This is a genomic window from Ancylothrix sp. D3o (genome assembly GCF_025370775.1).
GTDB lineage: Bacteria > Cyanobacteriota > Cyanobacteriia > Cyanobacteriales > Oscillatoriaceae > Ancylothrix.
Window position 1 is genome coordinate 217126 of sequence record NZ_JAMXEX010000004.1, and the last position, 12232, is coordinate 229357.

The 12232-nt window shown below is 45.3% G+C and carries 12 protein-coding genes; 8 read left to right on the forward strand and 4 right to left on the reverse strand.

Annotated features, from left to right (window positions below; genetic code table 11):
- Positions 1-55: 55 nt before the first annotated feature.
- Complete coding sequence (locus tag NG798_RS10230; RefSeq protein ID WP_261222412.1) at positions 56-976, forward strand: Rpn family recombination-promoting nuclease/putative transposase; 921 nt, start codon at positions 56-58, stop codon at positions 974-976.
- A gap of 80 nt (positions 977-1056) precedes the next feature.
- On the opposite strand, the gene NG798_RS10235 is transcribed toward NG798_RS10230, so the two are convergent.
- A complete protein-coding gene (locus NG798_RS10235) occupies positions 1057-1827 on the reverse strand; it encodes a ChaB family protein (RefSeq protein ID WP_261222413.1) in 771 nt (256 codons plus the stop codon).
- A 144-nt stretch (positions 1828-1971) separates the two neighbouring features.
- Positions 1972-3288, reverse strand: coding sequence for a pentapeptide repeat-containing protein (locus NG798_RS10240; protein ID WP_261222414.1), 1317 nt, complete (start codon positions 3286-3288; stop codon positions 1972-1974).
- Positions 3289-3498: 210 nt separating this feature from the next.
- Between NG798_RS10240 and NG798_RS10245 the strand changes: the two genes are divergently transcribed.
- The 4 genes from NG798_RS10245 (at position 3499) to NG798_RS10260 (ending at position 6707) form a co-directional block, all read left to right on the forward strand.
- The gene (locus tag NG798_RS10245; RefSeq protein ID WP_261222415.1) at positions 3499-3984 is read left to right on the forward strand and encodes a DUF4112 domain-containing protein; all 486 of its coding nucleotides are present in this window, start codon (positions 3499-3501) and stop codon (positions 3982-3984) included.
- Between the two features lie 232 nt (positions 3985-4216).
- Positions 4217-5251 carry a hypothetical protein gene (locus NG798_RS10250; RefSeq protein WP_261222416.1) on the forward strand — a complete coding sequence of 345 codons (1035 nt, stop codon included), beginning with the start codon at positions 4217-4219 and terminating at the stop codon, positions 5249-5251.
- A gap of 404 nt (positions 5252-5655) precedes the next feature.
- Positions 5656-5952 carry a hypothetical protein gene (locus NG798_RS10255; protein WP_261222417.1) on the forward strand — a complete coding sequence of 99 codons (297 nt, stop codon included), beginning with the start codon at positions 5656-5658 and terminating at the stop codon, positions 5950-5952.
- Between the two features lie 254 nt (positions 5953-6206).
- The gene (locus NG798_RS10260; protein WP_261222418.1) at positions 6207-6707 is read left to right on the forward strand and encodes a peptidoglycan-binding protein; all 501 of its coding nucleotides are present in this window, start codon (positions 6207-6209) and stop codon (positions 6705-6707) included.
- 226 nt (positions 6708-6933) lie between these two features.
- Here the strand turns inward: NG798_RS10260 and NG798_RS10265 are convergent, their stop codons facing one another.
- Positions 6934-7824, reverse strand: coding sequence for a carbohydrate ABC transporter permease (locus NG798_RS10265; protein ID WP_261222419.1), 891 nt, complete (start codon positions 7822-7824; stop codon positions 6934-6936).
- A gap of 316 nt (positions 7825-8140) precedes the next feature.
- On the opposite strand from NG798_RS10265, the gene NG798_RS10270 reads away from it, so the two are divergent.
- Together NG798_RS10270 and NG798_RS10275 are read left to right on the forward strand one after the other, a co-directional pair.
- Positions 8141-8836 (forward strand): aldehyde oxygenase (deformylating), encoded by a 696-nt coding sequence (locus NG798_RS10270; protein ID WP_261222420.1) that lies wholly within the window; start codon positions 8141-8143, stop codon positions 8834-8836.
- A gap of 361 nt (positions 8837-9197) precedes the next feature.
- A complete protein-coding gene (locus NG798_RS10275) occupies positions 9198-10229 on the forward strand; it encodes a long-chain acyl-[acyl-carrier-protein] reductase (RefSeq protein ID WP_261222421.1) in 1032 nt (343 codons plus the stop codon).
- A 181-nt stretch (positions 10230-10410) separates the two neighbouring features.
- Here the strand turns inward: NG798_RS10275 and NG798_RS10280 are convergent, their stop codons facing one another.
- Entirely contained in the window at positions 10411-10875 is a 465-nt protein-coding gene (locus NG798_RS10280; RefSeq protein WP_261222422.1) for a tellurite resistance TerB family protein, read from the reverse strand.
- A 269-nt stretch (positions 10876-11144) separates the two neighbouring features.
- Between NG798_RS10280 and accA the strand changes: the two genes are divergently transcribed.
- Positions 11145-12122: an acetyl-CoA carboxylase carboxyl transferase subunit alpha gene (gene accA / locus NG798_RS10285; protein ID WP_261222423.1), complete on the forward strand. Its 978-nt coding sequence runs from the start codon at positions 11145-11147 to the stop codon at positions 12120-12122.
- Positions 12123-12232 lie beyond the last annotated feature (110 nt).

The window sequence follows — 12232 nt, forward strand, 5'->3', positions numbered from 1 at the left end:
TTTAGACAAATCTAAAATTAGGTTATAATTATAGCATCAAGTTCAAATTCTAACTATGAGATTTATCAGCCCCAAAACAGACTTTGCCTTTAAAAAAATCTTCGCCTCAGAAGACAGCAAAGACATCTTAATTAGTTTCTTAAACGCCTTGCTGTATGAAGGAGAACCAACCATCGAAGACTTAGAAATAATCGACCCCTATAGTGCAGGAAGAAACATCGGTTTAAAAGACTCGTATTTAGATGTCAAAGCCAGACTACAAGATGAAACAATAGTCATAATTGAAATGCAGGTATTGAATGTAGAAGCATTTGATAAACGAGTTTTGTACAATGCAGCAAAAACCTACGCAACGCAACTGAAATCAGGAGAAGGCTATTTTAAATTAAAGCCGGTGATAGCCTTAACCATTACCGACTTTATCATGTTTGAAGAGACCGATGAAATTTGCTCAAGATTTGTTTTTAAAGAAAAGCAAAAACTCTTTGATTACAAAGACAACCATCTTGAATTAGTCTTTGTGGAATTGCCAAAATTTACCAAAACTTTAGAAGAATTGGAAACTTTAGCAGATAAGTGGATATTTTTTATAAAAACAGCACCAAGCTTAGAGACTGTACCGGATAAAATGGCAGAAGTGCCGGCATTGGAAAAAGCCTTAAGAATTGCCAATGAAGTGAATTTAAGCCGAGAAGAGATGGAAGAATTAGAAAAGCGAGTAATGTTTTTAGAAGATCAAAAAGGAGTGCTGCGTTTAGGTTTGCGAGAAGGAAGAGAACAAGGGTTAAGGGAAGGACAAACTACATTAATTTTACGACTACTTAACCGGCGTTTGGGAGAAGTGCCGGCAGACATTCAAGATCAAATAAACTCCCTAACTCTTGAAAAACTCAACAGTTTAGGAGAAACTATATTAGAACTAACAAACTTTTCCCAGTTGAGTGAGTGGTTGCAAGCAAATTCAAGTACAACCTAAGCAAAAGCCCGGAAATTTAAGTTTTTAAAAACCCGATTTCTTTAAGAAACCGGGTTTTTGACTTTAGGAAGAAACCTTAATTAAACACTCACCTTTTGTTTAGACCAAACACCATTTTCATCCTCATCAAACTGCTCTCGTACACTATCCCAAGCAGCGTGTTCAGCATCCAAACCATTCTGGCTTTCATCGTACACAGCATTGTAGCGCTCCATAAAAACTTTTTGCGCTGCATCCGACAAATGAGAACGAACTTCTGGCGCCAACTCATTCACACTATCACACCGGCCATCACAAGCACGAGGCAAAGTCATATCATGCACAGAAATTTCTTCACCACCGGCACTTTCCAATAATAGCTGAATTTCACCAGACTTATTAGCCGGCACCTCAGCCATCACCAAAAACTCGCCAGCTTCAACACGAGTTTGATAAACCGCCGCCTTCTCCTCCGGCATACCCAAAGCAGCAAGCGCAGAAACCAAACCAGCACCAGCACTACCAGCCAGAGCACCACTAGCTGCACCTAACAATACAGCACCCAGCGGCCCCGCCGCAACCACCGGCCCCACAAAAGGAATAAACAACACCCCAACGCCGGTTAAAAGACTTAAAAAAGAACCAAACAAAGAGCCAAAAATAGCCCCATTTCGCAACCCACCCAAAATCAAATCTCGCTTAGTAATAAAACCCGCAATACGAGTTTTAGACTGAAAATTTTTCCCCATTACCGAGATATGATCTTGACGAATACCGCGATCCAACAAACGGCGAATAGCCCCATCTATTTCTTGTTGATCCTTAAAAATTGCTGACACAGTACGTTCAGCTTTGTAGGCTGCATCCACCATTATTTTACCTCAACTTGTTTCACCATTAATCACAGTAGAAACCATAACAACTTTTACCCTATCCTTGTTATCTACCTCCAGATTGATAATTTTTACAATTTTCCCACAATCTCTCATACCTAAGAAAGAAAAGATCAATTTTATTTATTTATTTTTAACTTCAACCTCTTTCGTATTAAAAAGCGATTTTTTGCCCAAACAAACCTCCTCAAACGCACAATCAAACTCTCCAGGCAAAAACTCCCCACTTTTCGGCAAACGTTCTAACTGATCTGCCTGAAAATAAAAATAATCGCAGATAACCCCATCAACATTTGTTAAATAATTAACATTCAAATCAGCCAAAACAGCAGCAGTTAACTTTGCTTCAGATAAATTTACCCCAAGTAACTGAGTACCTCTAAGATTAGACCCATTTAAACAAGCCTTTTTCAGTGTTGCTTCATTCAAATTAACCTCTTGTAAATCCGCGTTTTCTAAATTCGCCCCCGCCAAATTAGCCCCCTTTAAACTTAAGCCAGAATAGCACTTATTTCTGCCATTACCCGTTACCAATAAATCTCGAATCAAATCATTTTCCAAAATAGTACCCTCCAGCCTGGCGCGGAAGATAAAAGAACTTTCCCGCAAATAAGTACGAGTCAAAATTGCCTGCCGAAAATCAACATTATCCAGCACAGCCTTAGAAAAATTAGCATCAGTTAAATCAGCCCGACGAAAACAAGTCCCCACCGTACTCGCCAAAATAACCCCCAACTTAAGAACCAAATTAAACCGCAAATCTCCCCGGATAGCCCGTCGGCACCCATACCCCGAAAAAACTCCCACCACCAAATAAATTATCAGCCCCCAAATTAAAAAAAGAAAATCACTTATTCCCATGATCCAAAGACCATAAATCATCGCAAAAAAGCCAAAAAGCCAAGCTAAAAATCCCGCCGCAGCACCTCCGCCTTCACCCCCACAAGCCAAAGCAAATACACCCGCCAAAATTCGTAACCAAACCCAAACAACCATACTAGAAAAAGCCCAAATCAAACCCAAATTCTCATTCCAAGTCGCAGTCCCCATCGCACCAACCAGCGAAGACAAAACCGCCAAACTTAAAACCCCCCACTCAAGATTTTTATAAAAAGTAAAACCACCAAAAATGCCAAACAAAAAAAGCAATATTACCCCTTGATAAATCCCACTTAAAGTTGTAAAATTAGGATTTATAGCCACCCCACTAAAAACCGAGTATGCTCCGGCTAATACCGAAAGAAAACAAGACAAAAGCCGTAATAAAACACCTTTACTTGGCTGAACCCCAGCCAGAATGTTGCTAAAATTAGCCCCTTTTAAAACAGCCCCCGTAAAATTGGCCCCTCGAATATCCGCACCGGCAAAATTACATCCCGATAAATCTTGGCCCTTAAAATTCCGGCCTTGTAAATTTTGAAGAGAAAAATCTTGTAGCATCTTTCAATCTCTCAACAATCAACAATAAAAGGAGAAAACAAAAAAATCAGCCCTAAACAGCCAACAGTTCCCCCCAAGATTGCCTTAACTACCCCACAAACCATACCCAATTCCGCAAAACATTCTCTAGCCACCGGCTTCTATCCTTCGACATATTCAAAAAAATTCCAAAAATGCTTGAATAAAAAACAAAAATCCAAAACCCCCCCAATGACCAAAACCCCGCCCCTCACCCACACCAAAACCGTCCAACGCCTGCGCCAACTCTCCCACCTACTCGATAACGCCATTCCCATCCCCGGTACTCGCTACCGCATAGGAATTGACCCCATATTAGGACTATTACCCGCCGGTGGCGACATAGCCGGTGGCCTTCTCTCCGTTTACATCATCTACAACGCCGCCAAACTTGGACTCCCCCAAGAAACTCTTACGAAAATGGTGTCAAACGTCCTTTTTGAAGTCATCGCCGGCACAGTTCCCGTCGTTGGCGACGTCGTAGATGTAGCCTGGAAAGCAAACATCAGAAACCTAGAACTCCTCGAAACCCACCTCCAACTCCCCTCCACCAGCAAAAAAGCAAATCCCTGGTTTGTCTTTTTCCTCCTGGCCGGTTTAATCCTCGTCATCATTTTAGTTGCCAGTTTTAGCATATTCCTCATCACCTCCCTATTTCGACTGATCACCGGCACCTAAAAATCCCCCATATATTAGTGGCGCAGGCGTCCCGCCTGCATTACAGGCATCAAGCAGCAAAAAATCCCACTTGGCACCCCCTCCCACCCAACAAAACCCCCCATCTGCGTTCATCTGCGTTCATCTGCGGTTAAAACCTCCAAAAATAATCAACCCCCCGTCTCTACCCCCTCGTGAGATAATAAACTGCAAACGCGATCAATAACCTCTTCACAGATCGCCCAAATGTCCAATGGTTCAATCCTTCGAGTCACCCGACGATCTAGCCGCTGCCCTCAAAGGTCTCAGCGACATGAACTTTGAAATCCCCGATCCAGAAAACGAGGAAATTCCCGAACACGAATTTGAGCAACAACTCGACAACGCCTGGCGAGTTTGCGACCACTTCGACCTGCAAACCGACATTTGGCGCGGACGCATCCTTCGCGCCATTCGTGACCGCGAAAAACGCGGCGGAGACGGACGCGGCACCGGCTTCCTCAATTGGCTAAAAGAACGCGAAATCAGCAAAAGTCAAGCCTACTCTCTCATCGAACTCGCCAACAGCGCCGACACCCTCCTTTCCGAAGGCAAACTTGACCCCGCCTCAATTAACCACTTCAGCAAACGCGCCTTCGTCGAAACCGCAAAATCAGCCCCCCAAGTTCAACAACTGATCGCCGAAGCTGCAAAAACCGGCGACCGCATTACCAGGCGCGAAGTCCGTCAACTCACCGACGAATGGACAGCCATGAGTTCCGACCTCCTCCCCGAAGAAATTAAAGAAAAAGCCGCCTCTGGTTCGGTTCCCCCCAAATTTCTCGCCCCCCTTGTGCGAGAAATGGAAAAACTACCCGAAACCCACCTCAAAGCCATTCAGCAAGAAGCTACCGAAAACCCCGACATCTCCACCGTCCGCCAACTCACCTCCGACGCCCGCAACCTCTCCAAATATCTCCACGCCGCCGCCCTCGTCTCCGCCATTAACCAGTCCTCGGTTGACATGGAAATGGCCCTCGATGAAGCCCTCCGCAATGGCTGTCTCAACACCGCCGCCGATCTCGTCAAACAATCCGCTCTTTTAGAACAAACAGTTGCCAAGCTATACACTACTTGGAAGAAAGTGTCAAGTCTTACCGACCGGCTTTATGTCGATACCGGCGCTTCGACGCCCCATTTACGTTTATTAATTACCTGTTTAGATCGACTTGCAGGAGAAGTGATAGAAGTTCCACTCGGTGATGGTGACAAACGCACGATCCGTCTCCGTGTTCTTACGGAGGAGTAAAAGTTTTTAAAGCAGAAATTGTCCTGAAATTCAGCAAAGTTTTTGCAAACATTTAGCCCTTACCTACCGACGTCCAAAACTTTGTTTGTTGAAGCCGGCTATTTTTTGGGAATAATCTTTTTAAGGGATAAATTATTCCTGAAAAGTAGCTTAAAAAGGTGAATCTATCCTTTGGCAAGTCCAAAAAAATTACACACAGGGATTGCAGAGAAGGGGTTGGTAATTAAAAATTGGAATGTTGCAAAACAAACCAGTTCGAGAGTGCAGTCCCCAACGCACAGTACGCTGTACTTAGTTTCTGTCCATTCACTAAAAAGCTATAAATCAAATTGCGTGCCAGCCAGAAAAAAAGAGCCTTCAATTTTCGGTGCATCCCGTCAACTATTAGAGGCTCGCAGATATTTATGATCCGTGAAGAGGTTGTTTTAACCCATGACCACACCCTCAATGCTCAGCTTTTACGCTGTAGCTTTTTTCAAGAAAATAAAGGGTGGTTGATTGCTCCTCGTGGAGTGCCTTATATGAACTGGCTTTTGGTGCCGGTGCAACATCCGGGCGGTTGGGTTTTAGAAGCCCACAGCCCCACTTTTGGCATCTGCACAGACTCACAAATTTTTCCCTCTCCTGAAGCAGCTATTGAGTCGGGCCCAGAATTTGTTACTCGCTGGTTTGCTCAATACTCTTTGCTTGATGCTTCTTAACACTCGTTAACACTCGTTCCCAGGGAGGTGCCTGGGAACCAACTCACGAGGCTCTACCTTTTCTTTTTCTCGAAGCCTGATATTATGCACGACTATCTTGCAGCCACCTCATCCCATCGGATGATCCTAATGGCATCGCAATATTGAGCCGGTTAGATAATTCTATCTGGGGACGGTGAGGGGTCTCACCCCCTGTACATTGGTAAGTAGATAACGAACTGACACTTACTACCAATTTACAAGGAATACCAATCATGCTTTCACACAGTGAAGTTAAACCTTTTACTCTCGTTACCAATAAACCCCAACTGCAACTGCATTCCACCGGCGCCGCCGTTATAGAATTGCAAACTTTGCTTGCTCACTGGGGAACTTATCGCGGCGAAATTAACGGAAAATTTGATCGGTTTGTAGAAGCAGCGGTTAAGCGTTTTCAGTTTGCAGTGTTTTTAGCAGATGATGGGATTGTTGGGTCGCTGACTTGGAAAGCTTTGGAAACGGGTGCGCCGGTGAATGTGCCGGTGTTGCGTTTGGGTTCCACCGGCAACGCCGTCCGCACGATACAAGATGTCCTTAAAGAAGCCGGTTTTTATTATGGACAAATAGACGGAGTTTTTGGGCCGGTGACAGAAGCAGCCGTCCGAAATTTACAGCACAGTTTTAATCTTATTCAAGACGGCATTGTTGGGCCGCGCACTTGGTGGGCCTTAAGCCGCATCCCCCGTGCTTATTTGCCAGATGGGGCCGGTTGTTAATTTCCCTCTGTGCCCCCTCTCCATAGCCGGTGAGGGGGAATTTTTCTCGCACATATATTTCTGGAATCGAACGCGGTGTGAGAGATTTCTCCCTAAGTGTTTTTGTAAGTCTGGCCGGTGGTTTAGGCATGACTGTTTCTGTTAGCGCAGCGTGGCGTTAGCCATACTTCTCAAAGCTTTGGAAATAGAAGCCGGTAATTCAGAGTGAGCAATCATCTTACCCCCCTCAATTCTTAATCCCTGTCGTAGCAATTCCCCGGATAAACTGACGAGAACCGGCCAAAAACAACAACACCACCGGCACCGTCGCCACCACCACCGCCGCCATCAATAATCCCCAACTATTAGTAAACTGTTCCTGAAAATCTGCCAACGCCAACTGCACAGTTTTTAAAGCCGGCTTAGTCGTAAAAATCAGAGGCTTAAACAAATCATTCCACTCCCCAATAAACGTAAACAAAAACAACGTCACCACCGCCGGCCTAGACAAAGGCAGCATCACCCGCCATAAAATTTGCCACCTTGTCGCCCCATCCAAAGCAGCCGCCTCCTCTAATTCCACCGGCACAGTTTGGAAAAACTGCCGCATCAAAAAAATCCCAAAACCATTAGCCGCCGTCGGCAAAATCAACGCCGCATAAGTATTAATTAAATGACCCCATTTCAACACCAAAAAAATAGGAATCACCAACAACTGAAACGGAATCACCAAAGTCGCCAAAACCAGCAACAAAATTGCATTTTTCCCCCCAAACTTTAACCGCGCCAAAGCATACCCCGCCAGCGCCGAAGTTACCACCTGAAACAAAGTCACCATTAACGCCACAAAAGTTGAATTTGCAAACGCTAATAAAAAATTCCCTCGCCGCCAAGCCTCCTGATAATTGGCCAGCGTCCACTGCGAAGGCCAGAGACTTATCGTGCCGGTGGGAGAAAGTGAGGTTAAAAAAACCACCCCCAGCGGCAATAGCACAATTAAAGCACCAAGTATCAATACAAATAAACTCGCGGAATTTAAAAACCAGTCAAGCCCAGGTACAACAGATCGAACGCCCGCTGATAAACGATTCTGGGGTTGAAACTTGGATACTTGAGTTTCCAGCCGATTTTCAGCCATTGACAATTATTTAATAAACTTATTTAAACGATAAGACATTGAAATCTCAACCCCCTCACCGCCACAAAAAGCCCCCAAATCTCCCAACATTTAGTATCCTAGAATACAGATTTTCATGTTAAACTTTGTTAAAGGACAAGTCGGATCAAGGCCACTTTGGAGACGCTGGCCACTTTGAGGCAAGTAAAGCTTTGTTGAAACTCTGTAAAGTAAACTATAAGCTAATTCACATTTCGTTAACTCAAACGAATAAATCCGCGTAACCTAACCAAACTGATAACCGCGCTTGTCGTAGTGATGAGGAGTAAAGAACCCTATGCCGCAGCTTGAAGCCAGCCCAGCCATTGACTTTCAAAGCGAAATTTATAAAGATGCCTACAGCCGGATCAACGCCATCGTCATTGAAGGCGAACAAGAGGCCAACGAAAACTACATCAGACTCGCTGAACTGCTGCCGGATCATAAAGACGAGTTAATCAGCTTATCCAAAATGGAGAACCGGCACAAAAAAGGCTTCCAAGCCTGTGGGCGAAACCTGGAAGTGACCCCAGACATGGAATTTGCCCGGCAATTTTTTGCCGATCTGCACAAAAACTTCCAAGAAGCAGCCGCCACCGGCAACATCGTCACCTGCTTACTCATTCAAGCCCTAATCATTGAATGCTTCGCCATCGCCGCCTACAACATTTACATTCCCGTAGCTGATGACTTCGCCCGTAAAATCACCGAAGGAGTCCTCAAAGACGAGTATATGCACCTAAACTTCGGCGAAAAATGGCTCAAAGAACACTTTGAAGAGTCCAAAGCTCAACTCGAAGAAGCCAATCGTAAAAACCTCCCCCTCGTCTGGCGGATGCTTAACGAAGTAGAAAAAGATGCACACATACTAGGTATGGAAAAAGAAGCCCTCGTAGAGGACTTTATGATTTCCTATGGCGAAGCACTGGGGAATATTGGCTTTACCCCCCGTGAACTCATGCGTCTGTCTGCTCACGGATTAGCAGCAGCTTAAACTGTGATCAGTGGCGTGTGATAAGCAATTAGCAAAACAACAAAAATCCTTGGTTTTTGTGGGGCGGGCCGAAAAGCCCGCGTTTATGCCCAGATTAATCAGCAAAAATCAAACACTCAATCAGTCAATAGGGGTGCGGAACAACCGGCCCCTATCGATAGGGAAACTTAGTATGTTATGCCCATAGAAAGCGACAAACCTCAAAAAAATCTGCTGCTGACCAGAAAGCCGAACAGAAGCTCTAGGAAGCAAAAGCAAAAGAAATCTCCGAAATAATCCCGAATAGGGATTCAAACCAATATACTTAACGATTATTTACCTTTTTTGCCACCGGATTTCACCGGCTAAGTAAAACCAGTTCATGTTTGGTCTAATCGGTCATTTAACGAGTTTGGAACACGCCCAGGCTGTGGCAAAAGAACTTGGCTACCCAGAATATGCCGATCAAGGCTTAGATTTCTGGTGTTCTGCTCCACCGCAAATCGTAGACGAAATCACAGTTACCAGCATCACCGGCCAAAAAATCCAAGGCCGGTATGTCGAATCGTGCTTTCTGCCCGAAATGCTAGCCACCCGACGCATCAAAGCAGCCACGCGAAAAATCCTCAATGCAATGGCCCATGCCCAAAAAAGCGGCCTCAAAATCACCGCCCTAGGAGGATTTTCCTCAATTATCTTTGAAAACTTCAAACTCGAACAACAATTCCAGCAGATCCGCAATATCAAACTGGAATTTGAACGCTTTACCACCGGCAACACCCATACCGCCTATATCATTTGCCGGCAAGTAGAACAAGCCTCCCAAAAACTCGGCATAGAGCTTAGCAAAGCCACTGTTGCCATTTGCGGCGCCACCGGCGATATCGGTTCTGCTGTGTGCCGCTGGCTCGACAAGTGCACCGACGTTGCCGAAATGTTGCTCATAGCCCGCGACGGAGAACGCCTGCTGGCTTTACAAGAAGAACTCGGTCGGGGCAAAATCCTCTCCTTAGAAGAAGCCCTCCCCCAAGCCGATATCGTCGTCTGGGTTGCCAGTATGCCCAAAGGTGTAGAAATAGACGCGAGCAAATTAAAACAACCCTGTTTACTGATCGATGGCGGCTACCCAAAAAACATGGCAACCAAACTCCAACATCCGGGGGTTTACGTCCTCAACGGCGGTATTGTTGAGCACTCCCTCGATATTGAATGGAAAATCATGTCTATCGTCAACATGGACGCACCGGCCCGTCAGCTATTCGCCTGTTTTGCCGAATCCATGTTACTCGAATTTGAAAAACTGTACACCAATTTTTCTTGGGGACGCAATCAAATCACCGTCGAAAAAATGGAATTAATCGGCCAAATGTCCGTCAAACACGGCTTCCGCCCCTTATTGTCCTTCTCTTCCTAGCTTGTTTTACCCAACAATTCCAAACCAAACTCCGGGCCGAAGGCCCGGAGCACCCTAAAAATTTAAGAGAACTCTTTTTTATTGATTTATCCAAAGTAATCGCCTCCAGCAAAACCCTCTACCCACCAGAAATTTTTGAAGGCTGCTCGAAATAAGAGAAAACAAACACGCCCCACAAAACCTAATGACAATTTTTGATAATCATCACATTTAAAATTTTCTCTCCTATTTCATCGGGAATATCCAAAGCGTGCCAAAGTTGCAACAAAAACTCTTTTTCTTCGGCCACCAAAACCCCATCCGATAAAACAAGATCCGCAGCCATAGCAAAGGCAGATTGTCTTAATTGAGATGTCAAAGCCACCTTAGCCGCCGCAAAAACCGCCGCTGAACTATACTGCTGAATTAATTGCAAAACCTTATTTAACAAAGCTTGAAATTCCTCACCAGAATGAGACTTAAAAATGCGGATATGATTGGCATAAAGCGTCCATTTTTCCTCCTCAGATAAATTTCCATCCGCCGTCGTCGCCAAAATTGAAATCGCCATCAACGCCTCAGCCGGTTCTAAAACTAAATCAGTTGTCGAACGTTTTAAACTCTCGAAAATCTCAGCATTGCCAGTGCTCTTGGGATTTTTGATCATAGTTTTTTTAAATTGTTTTCTGTCTCGACTTAATCGTTCAGCTTTGACCGGCCCCAAACTGACCCGGAAGTAGCGGGCGACCGGCCCAAGGAAAAAAATTTTCTGATCGCAGGCAAAACCAGCAAGCTAAACTCTTGATTAAATCTAATTTTCCTACCCATCGCTCTAGTTGGGCAACAATCTATTTTTTTCTTAACCTGATTTTCTAAAACATCCACAACAAGGTACGATCTCTTAAGAATCTTGTCCATGCTATCCAGATTGCTATCGTGGCCACTCAATCCCGCCGAATATTTCTATTAGATTTTGAAAAGCCCCTAGCGGAACTCGAAACACGCATCGACCAGATCCGCCAACTGGCAGACGAAAACGGCGTGGACGTTTCCGAACAAATACGCTTGCTGGAACTGCGCTCGACTCAACTGCGTGGCGAAATTTTTAGTAATCTTTCCCCCATGCAGCGCCTGCAAGTCGCTCGCCACCCCCGCCGGCCTAGCACGCTTGATTATATTCAAGCCATCAGCGATGAATGGATAGAATTACATGGTGATCGTGGCGGTTCCGATGATCCAGCCTTAGTAGGCGGAATCGCTCGTTTGGCTGGCCGGCCGGTGGTAATGTTGGGCCATCAAAAAGGCCGCGATACCAAAGATAACGTCGCCAGAAATTTTGGCATGGCTGCCCCAGGCGGTTACCGCAAAGCAATGCGGTTAATGGAACACGCCAACCGGTTCAGTATGCCAATTATCACTTTTATTGACACCCCCGGTGCCTGGGCCGGTATCGAAGCCGAACATTTAGGCCAAGGTGAAGCCATCGCCTATAATTTACGGGAAATGTTCAGTTTAGATGTGCCGATTTTATGTACCGTTATTGGTGAAGGCGGCTCCGGTGGGGCGCTGGGTATTGGTGTCGGCGACCGGCTGCTAATGTTTGAACACGCTGTTTATACCGTAGCCACTCCCGAAGCCTGCGCGGCTATTTTATGGAAAGATGCCGCAAAAGCTGAACTCGCCGCTGAAGCGCTCAAAATCACATCCTGGGATTTAAAAAATTTGGGAATTCTTGACTGTTTGTTACCAGAGCCGGTGGGAGGTGCCCATTCTGATCCTCTCAAAGCCGCAGAAATTCTCAAAGACGCCCTTGTGCAGAACTTAGACGAACTCAGCCAACTCTCCCCCCAACAAAGGCGAGAACTTCGCTATCAAAAATTTCGCCGCATCGGGATGTTTTTGGAGTCGGCTTGAGCCACTCCCCCCACCGGACATCCAGACATACCCATGCAAGTATAAAATAAGATGCTAGAATCATCAAAGAATTAATACCATTCTTTGCCTGAATCGATCCCAGCTACCCC